We start from the raw sequence: 19,852 nt of genomic DNA on the forward strand, positions 1-19,852 counted from the left end.
AAGCCCCCAACACTGCAACCCATGGCGAGTCTGATGCGCTATCATCAAGCCCATCAAGCCGGAGTTTTTATTGAAGCTGCATACCGATCCTGCAACGGCCGCGCTGAACACCGTCACCGCCTACGGTGAGGGTTACATCGAGGTCAACCAAGTCCGTTTTTCTTCGTCGGTCGCATTTGGCCCCGAAGGCGAAGTTGCCGAATGGCCCGCTGCATCGCCGGCCGACATCACCTCTTCCCTGTTGCATCAGGCGGCCGGTTTGACCGAGCCCGTCCGCGACCCGATGGCCTTCCTGGATGAACCGGAAGCCAGCCCCAGCCGCCCGGCCAATGCGCCCGAAGTGCTGCTGGTGGGCACGGGCGCCCGGCAACAGTTCCTGCGTCCCGAAGTGTTGCGTCCCCTGTTGGCCATGGGAATCGGCGTCGAGATCATGGACACGCACGCCGCCTCTCGCACCTACAACATCCTGATGGCCGAGGGCCGGCGCGTGGTCGTCGCCCTTATCCCTCCCAACGGAGAATCACAGAAATGACGCCCAGCATCGGCAAGCCCGCCCCGCCATTCACCGCGGAAAGCACCATTGGTCCGATCAGCCTTGACCAATGCCAGGGCCGCGCCGTGATCCTGTATTTCTACCCCAAGGACAACACGCCTGGCTGCACCACCGAAAGCCAGGACTTCCGCGACCTGCACGCCGAATTCCTGGCGGCCAGCGCCGTGGTCATCGGTATCTCGCGCGACTCGCTGAAGTCGCATGAGAACTTCAAGGCCAAGTACGAACTTCCTTTCCCCCTCATCTCCGACGCCGACGAAACCGTGTGCAATCTGTTCGGCGTCATCAAGCAGAAGAATATGTACGGCAAGCAGGTGCGAGGCATTGAGCGCAGCACCTTTTTGATCGACGCCTATGGCGTGCTGGTGCAGGAGTGGCGCGGGGTGAAGGTCCCGGGCCACGCCAAGGAAGTCCTGCAGGCCGCAAAAAGCATCGGTTAGCCGTACAAGGAACAGCCGTCAGGCGCTATAGCTGGCCCACCCTGGAGAGTGACGCATATGCCGCTTCCGAAGTTGCCCACCCGTCCCGCAGCCATCCTGACCTTCCCCTCGGGCGAAACCGCCCGGGCGCAGGCCCGCACCACCAAGACTGCCGCTGCGCAGTCCAACGCCCAAGCCGTGCTTGCCGATGACGACGACGAGCTGCTCATGCAGCCTGAACTCGACGGCATGACGACGCCGGCCCGCAAGGCGCAGATTCCCGCGCCTGCTCGCCAAGTGCCTCCGCCTGCCCCCGCACCCGCCGCCAGCACACCGGCGCGTCCGGCCAAGGCCGCATCCAGCCCGACCAAACGCGCCAAGCCGCGCGCCCAGAACGAACCGCGCAAGCTGTTCGTCCTGGACACCAACGTGCTGCTGCACGACCCCAGCTCGCTGTTCCGCTTTGAAGAGCACGACATCTTCCTGCCGATGATGACGCTGGAAGAGCTGGACCACCAAAAGAAAGGCATGTCGGAAGTGGCGCGCAATGCGCGCCAGGTCAGCCGCTCGCTGGACGCGCTGGTTCAAGACGCCACGCAACTGGACGAAGGGCTGGAACTGGCCAAGCTGGGCAACAAGGATGCCACCGGCCGCCTGATGTTCCAGACGACCGCCATCCACAGCACGCTGCCGTCCGACTTGCCCATGGGCAAGGCCGACAACCAGATCCTGGGCGTGGTCCGCGCCTTGCAAGAAAAATTCCCGCAGCGTGAAGTGGTGCTGGTGTCCAAGGACATCAACATGCGCCTGAAGGCGCGTGCGCTGGGCATGGCGGCGGAAGACTACTTCAACGATCACGTCCTGGAAGACTCGGACCTGATGTATTCGGGCGTGATGCAGTTGCCCGAAGACTTCTGGAACAAGCACGGCAAGGACGTGGAATCGTGGCAGCAAGGCGGCACCACCTTCTACCGCATCCATGGCCCGCTGTGCTCGCAGTTCGTCGTCAACCAGTTCGTTTACTTCGAAGGCCAGATGCCGCTCTACGCGCAGGTGCGCGAAGTCAGCGGCAAGATGGCGGTGCTGGCCACCCTGCGCGACTACACCCACGGCAAGAACAACGTCTGGGGCATCACGGCGCGCAACCGCGAGCAGAACTTCGCCATGAACCTGCTGATGAACCCGGAGTGCGACTTCGTGTCGCTGCTGGGCCAGGCGGGCACGGGCAAGACGCTCCTGGCGCTGGCGGCCGGCATTACGCAGGTACTGGAAACCAAGCGCTACACCGAGATCATCATGACGCGCGTCACGGTGCCTGTCGGTGAAGACATCGGTTTCCTGCCCGGCACGGAAGAAGAAAAGATGTTGCCCTGGATGGGCGCGCTGGAAGACAACCTGGATGTGCTCAATATGGGCGAAGGCGAAGGCAACGGGGACTGGGGGCGCGCCGCTACCATGGACCTGATCCGTTCGCGCATCAAGGTCAAGTCGCTGAACTTCATGCGCGGCCGCACGTTCCTGAACAAGTACCTGATCATCGACGAAGCGCAGAACCTTACGCCCAAGCAGATGAAGACGCTGGTGACCCGCGCGGGCCCCGGCACCAAGGTGATCTGCCTGGGCAACGTTGCCCAGATCGATACGCCGTACCTGACCGAAGGCAGCTCGGGCCTGACATTCGTCGTCGACCGCTTCAAGGGCTGGCCGCATTCCGGCCACGTCACCTTGCAACGCGGCGAACGCTCGCGCCTGGCCGACTACGCGGGGGATGTGCTGTAAGGCACTGTTCTCCTTCGCATAAAAAAAGCCCCTTGAATCGCTTCAAGGGGCTTTTTCTTGCCTGGACACCCAGGCCGACGTTCTTACTTGTCGGCCGCGTTGGTGATGGCATTGCCGGCCCGGGACATATCGCGGCCCATGCCCGCCACGGTATTGCAACCGGCGAGCACGAATCCGAATACGACAAAGGCGGTCAGCACGATCTTGCCGCGCATGCTGTCAACTCCTGAACAAAAATTATCGAAGCAAAGGCGTCAGACGATCTGCACGCGCAGTTCGCCCAGCCCTTCCACGCCACCGGTAATCACATCGCCTTGCACCACGGCGCCCACGCCTTCGGGCGTGCCGGTGAAGATGATGTCGCCCGGTTGCAGTTCAAACAGGCCCGACAGGTAGGAAATGCTTTCCGGAATATTCCACAGCATCTGCGAGATGTCGCTCGCCTGCTTGCGCTGGCCGTTCACGTCGAGCCAGATCGCGCCCTTGTCCAGCGTACCGACGACGCTGCGCGGGTGGATCGGGCCGATCGGGGCGGACTCATCGAAGGCCTTGCCGATTTCCCAGGGACGGCCCTGCTTTTTCATTTCGCCTTGCAGGTCGCGGCGGGTCATGTCCAGACCCAGCGCGTAGCCCCACACGCAATCGTTGGCTTGGTCGACCGGAATGTCGCGGCCGCCCTTGCCCAGCACCACGACCAACTCCATTTCGTAGTGCAGGTTCGAGGTCTTGGGCGGGTACGTCATCTTGCCCGTCTCGCCGTCGGCCACCGAACGCACGGCGTCGGCGGGCTTGCAGAAGAAGAACGGGTCTTCACGGCCGGTGAAACCCATTTCCTTGGCGTGTTCGGCGTAGTTGCGGCCCACGCAGTAGACGCGGCGCACCGGGAACAGCGCGGCGCTGCCGGCAACGGGGACCGCCACGGGCGGTTGGGGAGGTAATACGTAGTCCATGAGCGATCAACCTATGACAAGTACGTGACTGTAAACCGGCCAATATCTTACCCCCGGCGACCGGGGGCATTCTCAGCCGGGGGCCGCCCGGCAATAAAAATCATCCGCGAGTTTATCCCGTTCCGGGCGGCACGGCGCGCCCGGCCTGCGTTCAGGAAAACGTAGGGATTTCGCCGTCGAACACCACCAGGCGCTCGATGAAATCGGCCATATAAGTTTTCATTTCCTGATGCGCGGGCGACACCTGGTAGCGGTCATGCGCCGCGCTGTCCGTGAAAGCCGCCACCACGGCGTGCGTCAGGCCATCGGCCCGGCTGGCCTGGTTAGGCCGGAACGCATAGCCCGACACCCCCTCGCATTCGGCCAGGATCCGCTCGCAATAGCCTTGAACGCGGGCATGAAAATCGCCGTTGGCGGCGGGCGACAGTTGCAACATCACCACATGCAGGAACATCAGGACTCCTTTTTAGCGCCCGTCGCGGCCAACCAGGCGCGCGACACCAAGCCCATGATGCCGTCTCGAAACAGCAGCACGCATAGAACAAAGATTGCCCCCTGCACGATCAGCACCCACGACCCCAGCGGCGCCAGATAGTTCTGCAGAGACACAAACGTCAGGGCGCCGACCAGCGGACCGAACACCGTGCCGATGCCGCCCAGAAGCGCCATCAGCACCACCTCGCCATTGGCATGCCAGTGCACGTCCGTCAGCGACGCCACGCCGAACACCAGCACCTTCAGCCCGCCCGCCAAGCCCGCCACCGAGGCCGACAGCGTGAACGCCAGCAACTTGTAGCGCGACGTGGAATATCCCAATGAGCGCGCCCGCTGCTCGTTGTCGCGCACCGACCGGATCACTTCACCGAACGGGGAGTTCAGCACGCGCAGCACGAAGGCATAGCCCAGGGCAAATACGGCCAGCGTGAAGTAGTACATCGGCATCACGTTTTGCAGATCAAAGATGCCGAACAGCTTGCCGCGCGGCACGCTTTGCAAACCGTCTTCGCCACCCGTGAAGCCCGCTTGCACCGCAATGAAGTAGACCAGTTGCGACAACGCCAGGGTGATCATCGCGAAGTAGATGCCCTGGCGACGGATGGCGATCGCGCCGAACACCAGCCCCAGCAGCCCGCCCGTCACCACGCCCGCCAAGAGCCCGAGTTCCGGCGTGGCGCCCAGCAACTTCATCACGATGCCGGTTGCATACGCGGCCGCGCCAAAGAATGCCGCATGGCCGAACGACAGCAGGCCCACATAGCCCACCAGCAGATTGAATGCCGCGGCGAACAGCGCGAAGCACAACACCTTCATCAGGAACGTGGGGTAGACGAACCAGGGCGCGGCCAACGCCACCACGGCCAGCACCGCCATCGCCACGCGCATCGCGCGCCGGCTCAGTTGCACGGGTTGGCGCGTGGCTTCGGCCGCCAGCACGTTTTGCACCTGCAAGGGCTTGCCGAACAGCCCGGCCGGCTTGCACAGCAGCACCAGCACCATGATGATGAAGATCGCCAGGTTGGCGGCCTCGGGGTAGAACACCTTGGTCAGGCCTTCGATGATGCCCAGCCCGAAGCCGCTGACGATGGCGCCCATGATGGACCCCATGCCGCCAATCACCACCACCGCGAACACCACCACGACCAGGTTCGACCCCATCATCGGGCTCACCTGGTAGATGGGCGCCGCGATCACGCCCGCCACCGAGGCCAGCGCCACGCCCAGCGCGTAGGTCAGCGTGATCAGCAAGGGCACGTTGATGCCGAACGAACGCACGATGGTGGGGTTCTCGGTCGCGGCGCGCAGCATGGCGCCCACGCGCGTTTTCTCGATCAGCACCCATACCGCCAGACAAAGCACCAACGACACCACCACCGCCCAGCCGCGATACCACGGCAGGAACATGAAGCCCAGGTTCACGCCCCCCGTCAACGCCTTGGGGATGGTGTAGGGCAAGCCCGACACGCCATAGGCCTGGCGCAGCCCCCCTTCAATCAGCAGGGCAATGCCAAAGGTCAGCAGCAGCCCATACAAGTGGTCCATGCGATAGGTGCGGGAAATCAGCAAGCGTTCGACCACGACGGCGAACATCGCCATGATCAGCGGCACCAGCACCAGCGCGGCCCAGTAGTTCACGCCCAGGTAATTCAGCAGCATCCAGGCCAGGAACGCCCCGGCCGTGTACTGCGCGCCATGGGCGAAGTTGATGATGTTCAACAGGCCGAAAATCACCGCCAGCCCGATCGAGAGCAAGGCGTAGAAAGAACCGTTGATCAGGCCAAGCAGAAGCTGGCCGAACAGCGCCGAGGACGGCACACCGAAAATTTCGAACACAGGGATTCTCCTTTCAGACGCCCAGGCGCGCCGCGATCCGGGCGGGATCGCTGCGCGCCTCATCCGCCGACAACTGATCCACCACGCAGCCGTGCTCCATGACGTAGTGGCGGTCGGCCACCTTGGTCGCAAAGCGGAAGTTCTGCTCGACCAGCACGATGGTGAAGCCGCGCGCTTTCAGCGTGCGGATGGCTTGCCCGATCTGTTGCACGATGACGGGCGCCAGGCCTTCGGTGGGCTCGTCCAGCAGGATCAATTGGGCGCCCGTGCGCAGGATGCGCGCGATGGCCAGCATCTGCTGCTCGCCGCCCGACAGGTTGCCGCCGGAACTGGCGCTGCGTTCACGCAGGTTTGGAAACAGCGTGTAGATCTCGTCCAGCGACATGCCGCCGTCGGCCAGCCGTGGCGGCAGCATCAGGTTTTCGGTGACGCTAAGGCTGCGGAACACCGCGCGCTCTTCGGGGCAATAGACCACGCCCAGACGCGGAATGCGGTGCGGCGCCATGCCCACGGTTTCTTGGCCGTTCAGCCGGATGGAGCCGCGCCGCTTGTCCATGATGCCCATGATGGCGCGCAAGGTGGTCGTCTTGCCCGCGCCGTTGCGGCCCAGGATGGTGACGAGTTCACCCCGATTCACGTCGATGTTCACGCCGTGCAGCACGTGCGATTCGCCGTACCAGGCGTTAAGGTCCTTGATTGCCAGCATGTCAGTGCGCCTCCTCGTCCGAACCCATGTACGCGGTGATGACGCGCTCGTCGCGCGACACCGCCGCGTAGTCGCCCTGCGCCAGCACGGCGCCGCGCGCCAGCACGGTGATGGTGTCGGACAGGTCCGCCACCACGGACAGGTTGTGTTCGACCATCAGAATGCTGCGATTGGCCGACACGCGCCGGATCAGCGCCGTGATGCGGACCACGTCTTCCTGGCCCAGGCCGGCCATGGGTTCGTCCAGCAGCATGATCTCGGGCTCCAGCGCCAGCGTCATCGCGATCTCAAGCGCGCGCTTGCGGCCGTAGGGCAAGAGCGCCGCCGTCGCGTCCGCCAGGTTGGCCAGGCCGACCGCGTCCAGCAGTTCCATCGCGCGTTCGTTCAGGTGGTCCACGCTGCGCCGGCTGCGCCAGAAGCGCATGCCGTCGCCATGCTGGCGCATCAGCGCCACGCGCATGTTCTGAAGCACCGTCAGGCCCAGGAACACCGCCGAGATCTGGAACGACCGCACGATGCCCAGGCGCGCGATCTGTTCCGGCGCCAGCGCCGTGATGTCGCGGCCACGGTAGTGGATGACGCCTTCATCGGGCGTCAGGAACTTGGTCAGGAGGTTGAAGCAGGTGGTCTTGCCGGCGCCGTTGGGGCCGATCAGGGCATGGATGGAGCCTTCGTGCAGGGCAAGGGTCACGCCGTCGACGGCATTGAAGCCGCCAAAGCGCTTGACCAGCCCCTGGGCGGACAGAACCGCTTGGGTGCTTGGGGTCGTCATGATGGGCCTCTTACATGCGGGCCAACAGGCCGCCATCGATCGCCAGGACATGCCCGTTGACGAACGAAGCGGCCTTCGAGGCCAGATACACCACGGCGGGCGCGACATCTTCCGGCGTCGCCCAACGGCCCACCGGCACCGAGGCCGACAGGAACGATTGAAACTGCGGATTGTCTTGCAGGCCCTGCGTGAAGTCGGTGCGCACGAAACCCGGCGCCAGCGCGTTGCACGTCACGCCGCTGGCGCCATATTCCACGGCCAATGCCCGCGTGAAAGCGGCGATGGCGCCCTTGGCGGTGGCATAGGCCGCAATGTTGGGCATGGTGGCCTGCCCCGCCACCGAAGACATCAACACGATACGGCCGAAACCGCGCTTACCCATGCCCGGCAGCACGGCGCGCGCGCAATGAAAGGCGCCGTTCACGTGCACGTTCTGCAAGGCCTGCCATTCGGCGGGCGTCATCTCGACCACGGGTTTGCGATTTTGATTGCCGGCGTTGCTGACCAACACGTCAATGGCCAGGCCGGCGTCCTCCATCTGAGCCACCGCGTCGGCGACCGCGCCGGCATCCGCCACGTCGAAAGGCACGCCATGGGCCACGATGCCTTGCGCCGCTAGGCTGGCAACAGCCGTGTCGCAGGCGGCTTGCGACAGGTCGTTGACCACCACCCGCGCGCCCGCTCGACCCAGGGCTTCGGCAATGGCGTAGCCCAGCCCCCGGGCCGCGCCCGTCACCAGCGCGACGCGCCCCGCCAGACCGAACGTCTGGTCCAGATAGTCGTGTTTCAAGCTTGTCTCCTTGTTGTATGCACCGAATCTCTAGGTCCGGCCTGTGTCGTCCTTGCTTTCCGGCTGCAAAAACAAAGTTGACATCAATCTCAATATACGCGACTATTTTTAAACGCTCAATAACAAGATTTTTGCTTTATCTTCGATAACGAGTAATGGCTAGGAGACAATCATGGCCCTCGAAACCCCCGGCTGCCCCGCCGCCAATGCGCTGCCGCCCCTGGCATCGCGCTTTCTGAAAGTGGCCGAGCTGCCCTGGAAGCCCACGCAGGTGGAAGGCATCGACATGAAGGTGCTGATGCAGGACAAGGAAAGCGGCCTGCTCACCGCCCTGTTCCGTTGGCAGCCCGGCACCGAACTGCCGCTGCACGAACACGTGGAAGTCGAACAAACCTATGTGCTGGAAGGCTCCATCGTGGACGCCGAAGGCGAGGTCTGCGCGGGCGACTACGTCTGGCGTCCGCGCGGCAACCAGCACGTGGCCCGCGCGCCCAACGGCGCGCTGGTGCTCAGCTTTTTTCTCAAGCCCAATCTGTTTATCGACGCCTACGCCGGCCAGACGCTGGAATAGGCCACCCGGCTTTTCAACCCTGCAAGACCCTGCCATATCCCGCATGACCGCCCGGCACAGGGCGGCGCGCAAAAGAACTAGCCCCCAAGGAGACACCCCATGAAGACCCGTTTCAAGAACAGCCTTGCCGCCTGCGTGTTGGGCGCCCTGTCCGTGCCCGCCATGGCGCAGGTATCGGACGATGTCGTGAAGATCGGCGTGCTGGGCGACCAGTCCGGCATGATGGCGGACCTGTCCGGCAAGTTCGGCGTCGAGGCCGTGAAGATGGCGGTTGAGGATTTCGGTGGCAAGGTGCTGGGCAAGCCCATCGAAGTGATCTCGGCCGACCATCAGAACAAGGTGGACATCGGGGTGTCGATCGCGCGGCGCTGGTACGAAAACGACAAGGTGGACCTGATCCTGGACGTGCCCAACTCGGCCATCGCTTTGGCCGTGCAGGACCTGACCCGCCAGATGAAGCGCGTGGTGATCTTCACCAGCGCGGGCTCGGCCGACTTGACCGGCAAGGCATGTTCGCCCAATGGCATGCACTGGACCTACGACACCTATGCCTACGCCACCGGCGTGGCCAATGGCGTGATCGAAGACGGCGGCAAGAGCTGGTTCTTCATCACGTCCGACTACGCTTTCGGCCATTCGCTGGAACGTGACGCCATGGCCGTGGTGAAGGCCAAGGGCGGGCAAGTGGTGGGCAGCGTGCGCCATCCCATCGCCAGCTCGGACTTCTCGTCGTTCCTGTTGCAGGCGCAGGCATCGAAAGCGCAGGTCATCGGCCTGGCCAACGGCAGTGGCGACACCATCAACAGCATCAAGCAGGCATTCGAGTTCGGCATCATGGGCAGCAAGCAACGCGTGGCCGCGCTCTTCATGAGCATCGTCGACGTGCGCAGCGTGGGGCTGGAATACGCGCAGGGGCTGAACCTGGTGGAACCCTTCTACTGGGATCAGGACGACAAGGCACGCCAGTGGTCCGAACGCTACTTCAAGCGCACGGGCCGCATGCCGTCGATGGTGCAGGCCAGCAACTACAGCGCCACGATGCACTACCTGAACGCCATCAAGGCCGCGGGCTCGGATGCATCAGAACCCGTGCTGAAGAAAATGCACGAGACGCCCATCAATGACTTCATGACCGAGAACGGCCATATCCGCGAAGACGGGCGCATCATGCGCGACCTGTACCTGTTCCAGGTCAAGAAGCCGTCGGAGTCCAAGCGCGAGTGGGACTACTACAAGCTGGTGCGCAAGATTCCGGCCGAACAGGCGTTCCGCCCGCTCAAGGACGGCGGCTGCTCGCTGGTGAAGTCGTGATGGACGGCGCGCTGTCGCTCTTGGCCGGCAAGCGCGCCGTCGTCACGGGGGGCGCCAACCCCCGTGGCATCGGCGCGGCGGTCGTCGACCTGTTTCTTGCGCAAGGCGCCACCGTCGCGGTGCTGGACTATGCCTACCCCGAAGGCGGCGCCAGCGCGCTGAGCGATCGCCGCGTCAATCTGCACTGCGATGTCTCGCGCGGCGTCTCGTGCGAGGCCGCGATGGAACTGGCCAACGCGGCCTTGGGCGGCATCGACGTGCTGGTCAACAACGCCGGCATCGTCGCCGCCACGCGCATCTGGGATTTGCCCGAAGAGGAATTTCGTCGCATGGTGGACGTCAACCTGACCGGCACCTACAACGTCACACACGCCGCCCTGCCCGCATTGCTGGAAAGCACGCGGCAACCGGCCATCGTCAATCTGGGGTCCACCGCCGCCTTGCGCGGCGGCGGGCTGTTGGGCGGATCACACTACGCGGCGTCCAAGGGCGGCGTCATCAGCTTCACCAAGGCGTTGGCACGCGAACTAGGCCCGCGTGGCGTGCGCGCCAACTGCGTGGCGCCGGGCATTATTGAAACCGACATGACGCTGGGAAAATTCGGCGAAAATTGGGAACAAGAACTCAAACAGGGCATTCCGCTGCAACGCTTCGGCTCACCCGCCGAAGTGGCGCAAGCCATACTCTTCCTGGCCTCGGACCTGTCCTCGTATTCAACCGGCATCGTGGTCGACGTCAACGGCGGCTTCCACATTCACTAGGCACGTCCCGAAGCAATGAGCACTCCCGATCGCATGCTGTCCATACTCGACCTTTTTCGCGACGACACCACCGCCGCGTTCCAGGAGGACGTCATGGCGCATCTGGATTGCTCGCGCGCCACGGCGTATCGGTATTTGAAGTCACTGACCGAAAGCGGGCTGCTGGCACCCACGGCGGGCGGCGCCTACGTGCTGGGTTCACGCATCATTGAACTGGACCGCCATCTGCGCCAGCACGATCCCTTGATGCGCGCCGCGCGCGACGTCATGCGCGCCACGGGCGACGAACTGCACGCCAACCTGATGCTGTGCAGCTATTACGGCGACAAGGTCATGTGCGTGGACCGCTACTGGACCGACAACTCCATTGAATCGAGCTACGCGCGCGGTCGGCCCTTCCCCATGTTCCGGGGCGCCACGGCCAAGCCCATCCTGGCGAACCTGCCGCCCTACCAGTTGCGCAACCTGATGCTGTGGCACGCAGCCGAAATCCGCGAAGCCGGACTGGGCGAAGACTGGGATGCATTCCGCGCCAACCTGAAACGGCTGCGCACGGCGGGCGTGTGCGTGTCGCACGGCGAGGTCGACCGTGGCCTGATGGGGATCGGCGCGGCCATCTTCAGCCCCGAGCAAAAAGTGGTGGGCAGCCTGGTGTTCATTGCCGCCCAGGCGCATACATCACCGCAGCGCCTGGAAGTATTGCAGGCGCGCATCCAGGTGGCGGCGGCCGAGGTGTCGCAGAACCTGCAAGCCCCACAAAGCAACGGCGCGGCGGCGATCGGCATCATGCCGTCGCGGCCGCGCCGCATCAGGGCTCCGGCCGGTGCATCACCGGCGCGGACCAAAGCCTGATCAGGCCTTGTTGTAGCGTTCGACGCTGTTCACGATTTCTTCGTGAGCGGCGTCCACGCCCTTCCAACCCTTGACCTTGACCCACTTGCCCTTTTCGAGATCTTTGTAGTGCTCGAAAAAGTGCTGGATGCGGGCGACGTCTTCGGTCGGCAGATCTTCGTACGACTTGATATTGCGGTACGGGGGGTACAGCTTTTCGATCGGCACGGCCAACAGCTTGGCGTCGCCGCCCGACTCATCGTCCATTTCCAGCACGCCGATGGCGCGGCAGCGCACGACGGCGCCGATCTGGATGGGGAACGGGGTCAGGACCAGCACGTCGGCGGGGTCGCCGTCTTCCGACAGGGTTTGCGGGATGTAGCCGTAGTTGCACGGGTAGTGCATGGCGGTCAGCATGAAGCGGTCAACGAAAATCGCGCCCGTGTCCTTGTCGACCTCGTACTTCACCGGGTCGGCGTTCATGGGGATTTCGATGATGACGTTGAAGTCTTCCGGCAGCTTCTTGCCAGGGGAGACGCGATCAAGACTCATGATTCAACCTTGTTGTTTGTCTGAAGAAATGTTCAAAGCGAGCCGTCGTCCTTGAACGGCGGCTTGGTCGCCGGCACCGGTGCCGATGCCGGGGCGGGCGTGGGCTTCGGGCTGGCGGCGGGCGCTGGCGTATACGTGGGCACGGGGTCATCGAAAGCCGCCGCCGGAATCGGGGCGCTGTCGAAGTACTCGTCAATGTCGGACGTGCCGCCGGCCAGCGGCGCGTCTTCGGGCGCCAGCGCGCGGTCGCGCTGGTCGCGGCTGACACGGGCATCCGGGTCCAGCACGTAGTCAGAGGCCGAGGCCGCCACCGCGGGCGGCAGCGGCGGGTAATCGCCGGTGACGTCGGCATCGCCGTCCGTGTCAGACATGCCCACTGCATAGCCGCCTTCGGCGTCCAGGTGATACGGGTCGGAACCGGTATCCGCGGCGGGCAAGGCGGCATCGGCCGCCAACACCGGCAGCGCCATGCTGGCGGCGGTTGCCAGGCGCCAGTGACGCATGGCGTCGGCGGGCCGGTCCAGGCGGTCGTAGAGGCTGCCCAACAAAGCATGCGTCTGCGCGTCGCTGCGGCGGCTCAGGCTGCGCAAGAGATAACGCTCGGCCTGGCCCCACAATTGCCCGTTCAGGCACAGCATGCCCAACGCGGTGAGCAGGTCCGGGTCGGTCGGGCGCTGCTGCAGCCACGTCTCGGCCTTGGCAAGGCGGCGCGACACCTGCTCGGCTTCGCAGCGAGCGTAAGCCGCCACCAAGGTCGGGTTGAACTTGACGGCAATGGCGGCTTCCAGCACACGCGCCGCTTCGTTGGCTTCGCCAGCGGCGTCAAAGGCGGCCGCGCCAGACAAGGCGATGTCGGGCAGCAGGCGCTCTTCGGCTTTCAGGTCTTTCCAAATGGCGCGCCAGCCGTCGCCATGGGCCGCCGCGCGCAAGCGCGCCGCGCCGGAAGCGTCGATCAGGGCGTCGGCTTCGGAGCGAGCCAGCGCGTTGCGGCGCACCAGGCCGCGAGCCAGGGTAAAGACCTGATCGTGGTGATGCAGCGCAGTGTGCGCGCGCAGCAGCAGGCGCATCGTGTGCAGGTGGCGAGCGCCGCCGTCAGCCAAGGGCGCAAGCACTGCCAGCGCGCGTTCGGGGCGGCCTTGGTCCAGCAGCATATCGGCCGATACCGTTGCCGTGGCTTCAACCATGCCCGGATCCGTACCGGCCTGCTCTTGCGCGGTGGCCAACAGACGGTCGCGACGATCGAACTCGCCCAAGCCGTGCGCGGCGCGAGCCGCGGACAAGGCGGCCAGCACGCGGCGCGTCTGCACCTTGGTCTGGTCGAGCAGTTTGGTCAGGTCTTTTTCGGCGACGGCGTAGCGGCCTTCCAGCAGGCCGATCCAGCCGCGTTCCAGCAATTCATGGTCGCGCGCCTGCGCACGCTTGCCGCGCCACACGCGGACGCGATCCGGAATGGCAAGCAGCCAGGCCAACAGGCGCAGGCCCACATAAAGCACGATGAAGGTCGCCACGACCAGCAGCACCGCCAGCGTGAGCGACATGTTGATGCGCCACGGCCAGACCAGCAACAGCACGTTGCCGGAATGCGAGCGCAGCACCACCGCCAGGGCGACGGCGATGACGGCGAGCAGCAGTGTCCAGAACCAGGTACGCATAAGGCTCAGTCCTGCTCGCTAGTCTTGAAACCCGCGGCGCGCAAGGCGGCCACGGCGTTCAAGCTGTCAGCCACTTCGGGCATGCGCACGGCGATGTCGGTCTGGGCCAACTCGCGTGCCAGCGTCTGCGCGGCGACGGTATCGGGGGAGCGGCTGTCGAAGTACTTGGACAAGGTCACGCCCACGTTGTCGAGCTCGCTCTTCCAGACGGCCGGTTGACGCATCAGCATGGCCAGCTGGACGGTCAACAGGCGCTGGCGCAGCGTGCCGCGCACTTGATCGGCCTGTTCTGGCGACAGCAGCAGCGCGGCGGGTTCGTCAACGCGCTGGATGGTGATCAAGCCGCCCAATTCCTGGGCCAGTGCCGACCCGGCGCGGCCAGGCCACGAGACAACTTCCGCGCGCCAACGCTGCCACCACGGCGCGTCAGCGGGCAGGCCGGCTTGCGGATCAATGGCAGGCGCGGGCGCGACAGCCGGTTGGTTTTCGCCAGCGGCGGCCACGCCCGGGGCCACGGAATCGGGCACCAGCAACGGCGCCTTGCTCACCAGCGCCACCAGGCGCTCGATGCGCGCGGATTGGGCGGGGATGTCCACGGTGGACACCGCGCGCAGGCGATCCAGGTCGCCGTTGATGGCTTGCTGCAGGCTGGAGAAACGCGGGCGGTCGGCGCGCGCCAAGCGCGATTGCGCGGTTTCCAGCGCAACGATGGCGTTGGAGACGTTGCCGGCCAGGCGCAATTGCTGGTTGGCAATGGTCAGAAGGCGCTCAACGTCGTTGGCCAGCAGTTCATCGCTGGCGCTGTCATTGAAGTTCTGCCACGCCAGTTGCAGCGCGTTGTATTGGCTTTGCGTTTCGCGGACGGTGTCTTCAAGCTCGCCCACGCGGCCGGCTTGCGCCTGGGCCAAGGCCAGCGCTTCGCGCGTGTCCTTGCGTGCCTGCGCCACGTCGGCGGTCAGGGTGTCGATACGGGAAGCCACCTCGCGTCCGGCCGAAACAAACTGGGTGCGTTGCCTCCACAGCGCATAACCCAGGCCGACGGCCAGCAGGATGACGATTATCAGGGCGGTGACCAAGGGGCCATTGCCGCGCTTGGCCGGACGGGCCTTGACGGGATCGGCCGGGGCCGATGCGGGCGCGCTTGCGCCCGGGGCGGCCGTGTGAACGACCGGATCGGTAGCGGGAGTCTTGTCTGTCATGACGCGATTGTATTCGGTGTCAGTCCGATGCAACGAATCAAGCAGCAACAAAAGCCTGGAATATCGACTCGTCGTTGGGCAAGCAGATTTTTACCATTGCTGAAGCGTCGGCGCCATGACAGGCGGGTAAGACGCGCCGCGCAAGCGAAGGGTGCGTCAGCACAAAACGGCATTGCTGCCACCATGGCGCCAGGCCCGCCACGTCCAGATTCGCGCGTATGGCATCCGCGCCCTCGCCGCTGGTGATGAGCCAGGTGGCGAAAACGCCCGCGTCCGCCCAGCGCCGCAACGCCGCCAGCGCCTCGGCATCCCAGACAGCCGGACGCCTGAGATAGGCCGCGTGGCGCGTAACGGCGGCACCGTGGGCCTCAAGCTTGTCGCCCAACCAGTCACGGCCCTGCGTGCCGCGCACCAGCAGCACGCGGGACGGCAAGCCGGGCAGGCCGCAAAGGACTTCCCACAAGGCTTCGGAATCGTGGCTGGGAGCGTCGTCGCCAGGATGCAAGACTGTTGTATTCGCGCAAAAGGCGGCCGATTCGCGCAGCGCTTGCGCGCTGGCGGGGCCGACCGTGGCGGCTATCACCTGAGCAGGCCAGGCGCCTTCGCCGTGCACCGCCGAGAGTTGCCGCAGGTATTGCTTGGCCGCGTTGCCACTGACGAACACGACCATGTCGAAGTCCGCCGGACGCGGCAACTGCGCGGCGGGGACGTCGAACGCATGAATTTCCAGCGCGGGAAGCACGCAGGCGTGCCAGCCGGCGTCGGTCAGACGGCCGGCCAGCGCCTCGTTGCGGCCCTCGGGCCGCGTCAGGACGGCGACTCGGGCGGGGCTGGACATCAGTCCGGCCGGGGATCGGCTTGCAGCAGTTCCTGGAGGATGGCGGCGGCGCCGGCATCCAGCAGCTCTTGTGCAGCAGCTTCGCCCAGCGTTTCAGCATCGGCCACGGGGCCGCTGCGGGCCGTGTGGACCATGCGCTTGCCATCCGGCGAGGCGACCAGCGCACGTAGCGACAGCGTATCGCCCGAGATCTGGGCGAACGCCGCCAACGGCACCTGACAGGAGCCGCCCAGCTTGCGCGACACTGCCCGTTCGGCCAGCACGCACGAGGTGGTAGGCGCGCTGATCAGCGGCGCCAGCCACGCGCGCATGTCGTCGCGGTCGTTGCGGATTTCGATGCCGAGTGCGCCCTGCCCCGCGGCCGGCAGGCTATCGGCCGGGTCCAGCAGGCTGCGGATGCGTTCGGCCAGACCCAGGCGCTCCAGACCGGCCGCCGCAAGCACAATGGCGTCGTATTCGCCTTTATCCAGCTTGCCCAGGCGGGTATCCAGATTGCCGCGTAGCGGCTTGACCACCAGTTCCGGAAAGCGCGCGCGTATCTGCGATTCGCGGCGCAGGCTGGACGTACCCACGACCGCGCCCGCCGGCAGATCTGCCAGGCTGGCATAGCGATTGGATACGAAGGCATCGCGCGGATCCGCGCGATCAAGAATGGCGCACAGCTCGAACGGAGCTTGCAGATCCACCGGCACGTCCTTCAAGGAGTGCACGGCCAGATCAGCGCGTCCGTCGAGCAACGCGTTTTCAAGTTCCTTGACGAACAAACCTTTGCCACCGACCTTGGACAAGGTTCGGTCCAGGATCTGATCGCCTCGGGTCGTCAGGGTAAGAAGCTCAACCGCGCACGCTGGGTACAGCGTGCGCAGCCGGTCGCGCACATGCTCAGCTTGCCAAAGGGCAAGCCGGCTGGCGCGGGTCGCAATGACCAGGCGTTGCGGAAGAGACACGAGCGGTCATCAAACGAAATTGGAGACGATGACCGTCGCGACTATCCCGAGGATGGCCAGCACGAAAAGGCCCTGAAGGAGGCTCAGGCCCGATTCGGATTGCTGGGGATCGACGGATCTACGCAGACTCATGTGCTGATTCCTTGGAAGCGGTTTTGCGGCTTGCAAGCCACCGTCCAAGGACAACAACGAGCAAGGCGCCGATAATTTCTGCAGCGATTTTAACCGTAGTCGGCTGAACACCGAATTGACGTTCGACAACCACATCGGTAATCAGCATGCCACCCGCGATCCAGCCCAGCAGAGCCGCGCCAAAGGTAACCACCAGCGGATACTTGTCGATCAGCTTCAGGACCAGGGTGCTGCCCCAGATGATGATCGGCACACTGACGATCAGGCCGAAGGCAACCAAGCCGATCTGATGGTCGGCGTGGGCGTTCTGGGCCGCGCCGGCAATGGCGATCACGTTGTCTAGGCTCATCACGAAGTCAGCGATGATGATGGTCTTGATGGCGGCGGCGATGGACGTTCCGCCCTTCACGTTGCCATGCGCATCGTCTTCGGGGACCAGGAGCTTGACGCCGATCCAGACCAGCAACAAACCGCCAACGACCTTCAGGAACGGAATCGACAGAAGCGTCAACGCAAAAGCGATCAGCACGACACGCAGGATGATGGCGCCCGCGGTGCCCCAAAGAATGCCCTGCATGCGCTGCTTGGGCGCCAAATTGCGGCACGCCAACGCGATCACGACCGCGTTATCGCCGCCGAGCAGGATGTCGATGAGAATGATCTGGAATACCGCTGCCCAACTCAGCGTCTGGAAAAACTCAAGCACTATAGAACCCCCGAAGGCATTTATGAAAAGAAAGGCCGGTCCCGAGCCGGCCATCCCACCGCGCCGCGCGCGGCACGGCAGGATCATTCAAAACAACTGATTATTGTAATTCAGCTTTCATTCAGCTTTCTGGCGCATCAGTAAAACTTTACCAATTGCCAGCACCAGCACCGCGCCCAGCGCGCCCGTCATCAGCGCAAAGCTGTGATGGGTGATGCCCAAGGCCGCGTCAATACGCGCCACCGGTTCCTGCAAGGCGGGATCGCCGACCAGCAATTCACCAGCAATAAAGCCCAACAGTGCCGCACCCACCCAGACGATGACCGGGAAGCGCTCGATCACTTTCAACAGCAAGGTGCTGCCGAAGATAACCAGCGGGATGCTGATGGCCAAGCCCAGCACCAGCAAGGTCGTATCGCCCATTGCCGCGGCGGCAACCGCCACCACGTTGTCCAGGCTCATGACCAAATCGGCAATCATGATAGTGCGAATTGCGGTCAGAAGATTACCTTGCGTCTTGCCCGCGCCGTCCTCTTCGCCTTCCGGCAACAGCAGCGTCACGCCGATGTAGACCAGTAGTAACGCGCCAATCAGCTTCAGGTACGGCAACAGCAACAACTTGGCCGCCACCAGGGTCAGCACGATACGCATGATGATCGCGGCGGCAGAACCTATCGTGATCGCTTTCTTTTGTTGTGCCGGAGGCAGCGAACGCGCCGCCAGCGCAATGACCACGGCGTTGTCGCCCGACAGCAAAATATTGACCCAAATGATCTGGAGCAGCGCTATCCAGAATGCCGCTGAACTGAGTTCCATGCCTCTCTTTCCTAGGTGTTGATCCCCCTAGGACGAACCAAATTAATGGATGAACAAAACAAGAGCCGTACTGGCCGTCTTCGTGCGAGCGCGACGGCATTCTTGCTGGGTACGAGCGAAATTTCTTTCATTATAGTTTCGTTCAGCTTGCCGAATGGTTGCACGGCCACGTTTTGGACGCGGGATTACCCTAGGAAAACACGGAAAATTTCGCCCTCACCCGAACGGCGGACGAACGAAAAAAAGCCCGCCGAAGCGGGCTTTTTGAACGCAATGCTGAAAACTTACAGCACCGACTTGAGCAGCTTGCCCATTTCGGAGGGGTTGCGCGTGGTGCGGATGCCGCAAGCTTCCATGACTTCCAGCTTGGCGTCGGCCGTGTCGGCGCCACCGGAGATCAGGGCGCCAGCGTGGCCCATGCGCTTTCCCGGAGGAGCGGTGACACCAGCGATGAAGCCGACGACCGGCTTCTTCATGTTGTCCTTCGCCCATTCCGCGGCGTTGACTTCGTCGGGGCCGCCGATTTCGCCGATCATGATGACGGCGTCGGTGTCGGGATCGTCATTGAACATCTTCAGGACGTCGACGTGCTTCAGGCCGTTGATGGGGTCGCCACCGATACCGACGGCGCTGGATTGACCCAGGCCCAGTTCGGTGACTTGCGCCACGGCTTCGTACGTCAGGGTGCCCGAACGGCTGACGATGCCGATACGACCCTTGCGGTGGATGTGACCGGGCATGATGCCGATCTTGATTTCGTCCGGCGTGATCAGGCCGGGGCAGTTCGGGCCCAGCAGCAGCGTCTTGCTGCCCTTGGCCTTCATGCGGTTCTTGACTTCCAGCATGTCGCGGACCGGGATGCCTTCGGTGATGCAGATCACCAGATCCAGTTCGGCTTCGACAGCTTCCCAGATGGCGGCGGCAGCGCCGGCGGGCGGCACGTAGATGACGGACACGGTTGCGCCGGTGTCAGCCTTGGCTTCCTTCACCGAAGCGAAGATCGGCACGCCTTCAAAGTCTTCACCCGCTTTCTTGGGGTTCACGCCGGCCACGAAGGCGGCTTTGCCATTGGCATACTCACGGCACATACGGGTGTGGAACTGGCCCGTCTTGCCCGTGATGCCCTGGGTGATGACTTTGGTGTCCTTGTTAATCAGAATCGACATTTGTGAATCCTTGGCAATTTCTTTTACCGCCGGGCCGTCCCAAGGTGGCAAGCTCCCCCATGGGGGGCTG

At 64.0% G+C, this 19,852-nt stretch carries 22 protein-coding genes; 7 read left to right on the forward strand and 15 right to left on the reverse strand.

Annotation, left to right across the window (positions count from 1 at the left end):
* Window positions 1–70: 70 nt before the first annotated feature.
* Genes M2361_RS21105 through M2361_RS21115 form a run of 3 tightly spaced genes read left to right on the forward strand, consistent with a single transcriptional unit; the run spans window position 71 to window position 2,751 of the window.
* On the forward strand, window positions 71–532 hold the full coding sequence (locus M2361_RS21105) for an Mth938-like domain-containing protein (protein WP_050445990.1): 462 nt from the start codon (window positions 71–73) through the stop codon (window positions 530–532).
* A complete protein-coding gene (locus M2361_RS21110; protein WP_100857083.1) occupies window positions 529–993 on the forward strand; it encodes a peroxiredoxin in 465 nt (154 codons plus the stop codon). The genes M2361_RS21105 and M2361_RS21110 overlap by 4 nt, the downstream gene beginning before the upstream one ends.
* A gap of 57 nt (window positions 994–1,050) precedes the next feature.
* On the forward strand, window positions 1,051–2,751 hold the full coding sequence (locus tag M2361_RS21115) for a PhoH family protein (protein WP_259251652.1): 1,701 nt from the start codon (window positions 1,051–1,053) through the stop codon (window positions 2,749–2,751).
* Window positions 2,752–2,834: 83 nt separating this feature from the next.
* On the opposite strand, the gene M2361_RS21120 is transcribed toward M2361_RS21115, so the two are convergent.
* The 7 genes from M2361_RS21120 to M2361_RS21150 all read right to left on the reverse strand — a co-directional run bounded on the left by M2361_RS21120 (window position 2,835) and on the right by M2361_RS21150 (window position 8,300).
* Window positions 2,835–2,966, reverse strand: coding sequence for an entericidin A/B family lipoprotein (locus M2361_RS21120; protein WP_006218367.1), 132 nt, complete (start codon window positions 2,964–2,966; stop codon window positions 2,835–2,837).
* 39 nt (window positions 2,967–3,005) lie between these two features.
* Window positions 3,006–3,701, reverse strand: a complete 696-nt coding sequence (locus M2361_RS21125) for a fumarylacetoacetate hydrolase family protein (protein ID WP_050445993.1) — start codon at window positions 3,699–3,701, stop codon at window positions 3,006–3,008.
* Window positions 3,702–3,852: 151 nt separating this feature from the next.
* Window positions 3,853–4,155: a Dabb family protein gene (locus M2361_RS21130; protein WP_259251653.1), complete on the reverse strand. Its 303-nt coding sequence runs from the start codon at window positions 4,153–4,155 to the stop codon at window positions 3,853–3,855.
* A complete protein-coding gene (locus tag M2361_RS21135) occupies window positions 4,155–6,032 on the reverse strand; it encodes an ABC transporter permease (RefSeq protein WP_259251654.1) in 1,878 nt (625 codons plus the stop codon). The genes M2361_RS21130 and M2361_RS21135 overlap by 1 nt, the downstream gene beginning before the upstream one ends.
* Window positions 6,033–6,045: 13 nt before the next feature.
* Window positions 6,046–6,738: an ABC transporter ATP-binding protein gene (locus M2361_RS21140; protein ID WP_050445997.1), complete on the reverse strand. Its 693-nt coding sequence runs from the start codon at window positions 6,736–6,738 to the stop codon at window positions 6,046–6,048.
* A 1-nt stretch (window position 6,739) separates the two neighbouring features.
* On the reverse strand, window positions 6,740–7,510 hold the full coding sequence (locus M2361_RS21145) for an ABC transporter ATP-binding protein (protein WP_050445998.1): 771 nt from the start codon (window positions 7,508–7,510) through the stop codon (window positions 6,740–6,742).
* Window positions 7,511–7,520: 10 nt separating this feature from the next.
* Window positions 7,521–8,300, reverse strand: coding sequence for an SDR family NAD(P)-dependent oxidoreductase (locus tag M2361_RS21150; protein ID WP_259251656.1), 780 nt, complete (start codon window positions 8,298–8,300; stop codon window positions 7,521–7,523).
* A 172-nt stretch (window positions 8,301–8,472) separates the two neighbouring features.
* On the opposite strand from M2361_RS21150, the gene M2361_RS21155 reads away from it, so the two are divergent.
* The 4 genes from M2361_RS21155 to M2361_RS21170 all read left to right on the forward strand — a co-directional run bounded on the left by M2361_RS21155 (window position 8,473) and on the right by M2361_RS21170 (window position 11,795).
* Window positions 8,473–8,871, forward strand: coding sequence for a cupin domain-containing protein (locus tag M2361_RS21155; RefSeq protein ID WP_050446001.1), 399 nt, complete (start codon window positions 8,473–8,475; stop codon window positions 8,869–8,871).
* Window positions 8,872–8,970: 99 nt separating this feature from the next.
* Complete coding sequence (locus M2361_RS21160; protein ID WP_259251657.1) at window positions 8,971–10,182, forward strand: ABC transporter substrate-binding protein; 1,212 nt, start codon at window positions 8,971–8,973, stop codon at window positions 10,180–10,182.
* The gene (locus tag M2361_RS21165; RefSeq protein ID WP_259252635.1) at window positions 10,182–10,943 is read left to right on the forward strand and encodes an SDR family NAD(P)-dependent oxidoreductase; all 762 of its coding nucleotides are present in this window, start codon (window positions 10,182–10,184) and stop codon (window positions 10,941–10,943) included. Before M2361_RS21160 ends, M2361_RS21165 begins: the two co-directional genes overlap by 1 nt.
* 15 nt (window positions 10,944–10,958) lie before the next feature.
* The gene (locus M2361_RS21170) at window positions 10,959–11,795 is read left to right on the forward strand and encodes an IclR family transcriptional regulator (RefSeq protein WP_259251658.1); all 837 of its coding nucleotides are present in this window, start codon (window positions 10,959–10,961) and stop codon (window positions 11,793–11,795) included.
* Here the strand turns inward: M2361_RS21170 and ppa are convergent, their stop codons facing one another.
* From ppa to sucD, 8 genes are all read right to left on the reverse strand, one after another.
* Window positions 11,796–12,326, reverse strand: coding sequence for an inorganic diphosphatase (ppa, locus tag M2361_RS21175; protein WP_050446009.1), 531 nt, complete (start codon window positions 12,324–12,326; stop codon window positions 11,796–11,798).
* A 32-nt stretch (window positions 12,327–12,358) separates the two neighbouring features.
* Complete coding sequence (locus tag M2361_RS21180) at window positions 12,359–13,978, reverse strand: heme biosynthesis HemY N-terminal domain-containing protein (RefSeq protein WP_259251659.1); 1,620 nt, start codon at window positions 13,976–13,978, stop codon at window positions 12,359–12,361.
* A 5-nt stretch (window positions 13,979–13,983) separates the two neighbouring features.
* Window positions 13,984–15,177, reverse strand: coding sequence for a uroporphyrinogen-III C-methyltransferase (locus tag M2361_RS21185; protein WP_259251661.1), 1,194 nt, complete (start codon window positions 15,175–15,177; stop codon window positions 13,984–13,986).
* 37 nt (window positions 15,178–15,214) lie between these two features.
* Window positions 15,215–16,015: a uroporphyrinogen-III synthase gene (locus M2361_RS21190; protein WP_259251662.1), complete on the reverse strand. Its 801-nt coding sequence runs from the start codon at window positions 16,013–16,015 to the stop codon at window positions 15,215–15,217.
* The gene (gene hemC, locus M2361_RS21195; RefSeq protein ID WP_259251663.1) at window positions 16,015–16,962 is read right to left on the reverse strand and encodes a hydroxymethylbilane synthase; all 948 of its coding nucleotides are present in this window, start codon (window positions 16,960–16,962) and stop codon (window positions 16,015–16,017) included. The genes M2361_RS21190 and hemC overlap by 1 nt, the downstream gene beginning before the upstream one ends.
* Before the next feature lie 118 nt (window positions 16,963–17,080).
* Window positions 17,081–17,800, reverse strand: a complete 720-nt coding sequence (locus tag M2361_RS21200) for a TerC family protein (protein WP_100857878.1) — start codon at window positions 17,798–17,800, stop codon at window positions 17,081–17,083.
* A 117-nt stretch (window positions 17,801–17,917) separates the two neighbouring features.
* Window positions 17,918–18,616, reverse strand: a complete 699-nt coding sequence (locus tag M2361_RS21205; protein WP_050446013.1) for a TerC family protein — start codon at window positions 18,614–18,616, stop codon at window positions 17,918–17,920.
* Window positions 18,617–18,900: 284 nt separating this feature from the next.
* Window positions 18,901–19,782, reverse strand: a complete 882-nt coding sequence (sucD, locus tag M2361_RS21210) for a succinate--CoA ligase subunit alpha (protein WP_006218345.1) — start codon at window positions 19,780–19,782, stop codon at window positions 18,901–18,903.
* Window positions 19,783–19,852: the final 70 nt, after the last annotated feature.

The organism is Achromobacter sp. JUb104, from assembly GCF_024806975.1.
GTDB lineage: Bacteria > Pseudomonadota > Gammaproteobacteria > Burkholderiales > Burkholderiaceae_B > Achromobacter > Achromobacter spanius.

Coding starts and splice junctions, on each gene's coding strand:
- M2361_RS21155 (WP_050446001.1), top strand. CDS start 8,473: ATGGCCCTCGAAACCCCCGGCTGCCCCGCCGCCAATGCGCTGCCGCCC.
- M2361_RS21115 (WP_259251652.1), top strand. CDS start 1,051: ATGCCGCTTCCGAAGTTGCCCACCCGTCCCGCAGCCATCCTGACCTTC.
- M2361_RS21160 (WP_259251657.1), top strand. CDS start 8,971: ATGAAGACCCGTTTCAAGAACAGCCTTGCCGCCTGCGTGTTGGGCGCC.
- M2361_RS21145 (WP_050445998.1), bottom strand. CDS start 7,510: ATGACGACCCCAAGCACCCAAGCGGTTCTGTCCGCCCAGGGGCTGGTC.
- sucD (WP_006218345.1), bottom strand. CDS start 19,782: ATGTCGATTCTGATTAACAAGGACACCAAAGTCATCACCCAGGGCATC.
- ppa (WP_050446009.1), bottom strand. CDS start 12,326: ATGAGTCTTGATCGCGTCTCCCCTGGCAAGAAGCTGCCGGAAGACTTC.
- M2361_RS21140 (WP_050445997.1), bottom strand. CDS start 6,738: ATGCTGGCAATCAAGGACCTTAACGCCTGGTACGGCGAATCGCACGTG.
- M2361_RS21205 (WP_050446013.1), bottom strand. CDS start 18,616: ATGGAACTCAGTTCAGCGGCATTCTGGATAGCGCTGCTCCAGATCATT.
- M2361_RS21125 (WP_050445993.1), bottom strand. CDS start 3,701: ATGGACTACGTATTACCTCCCCAACCGCCCGTGGCGGTCCCCGTTGCC.
- M2361_RS21120 (WP_006218367.1), bottom strand. CDS start 2,966: ATGCGCGGCAAGATCGTGCTGACCGCCTTTGTCGTATTCGGATTCGTG.
- M2361_RS21130 (WP_259251653.1), bottom strand. CDS start 4,155: ATGTTCCTGCATGTGGTGATGTTGCAACTGTCGCCCGCCGCCAACGGC.
- M2361_RS21165 (WP_259252635.1), top strand. CDS start 10,182: ATGGACGGCGCGCTGTCGCTCTTGGCCGGCAAGCGCGCCGTCGTCACG.
- M2361_RS21190 (WP_259251662.1), bottom strand. CDS start 16,015: ATGTCCAGCCCCGCCCGAGTCGCCGTCCTGACGCGGCCCGAGGGCCGC.
- M2361_RS21185 (WP_259251661.1), bottom strand. CDS start 15,177: ATGACAGACAAGACTCCCGCTACCGATCCGGTCGTTCACACGGCCGCC.
- M2361_RS21170 (WP_259251658.1), top strand. CDS start 10,959: ATGAGCACTCCCGATCGCATGCTGTCCATACTCGACCTTTTTCGCGAC.
- M2361_RS21180 (WP_259251659.1), bottom strand. CDS start 13,978: ATGCGTACCTGGTTCTGGACACTGCTGCTCGCCGTCATCGCCGTCGCC.
- M2361_RS21110 (WP_100857083.1), top strand. CDS start 529: ATGACGCCCAGCATCGGCAAGCCCGCCCCGCCATTCACCGCGGAAAGC.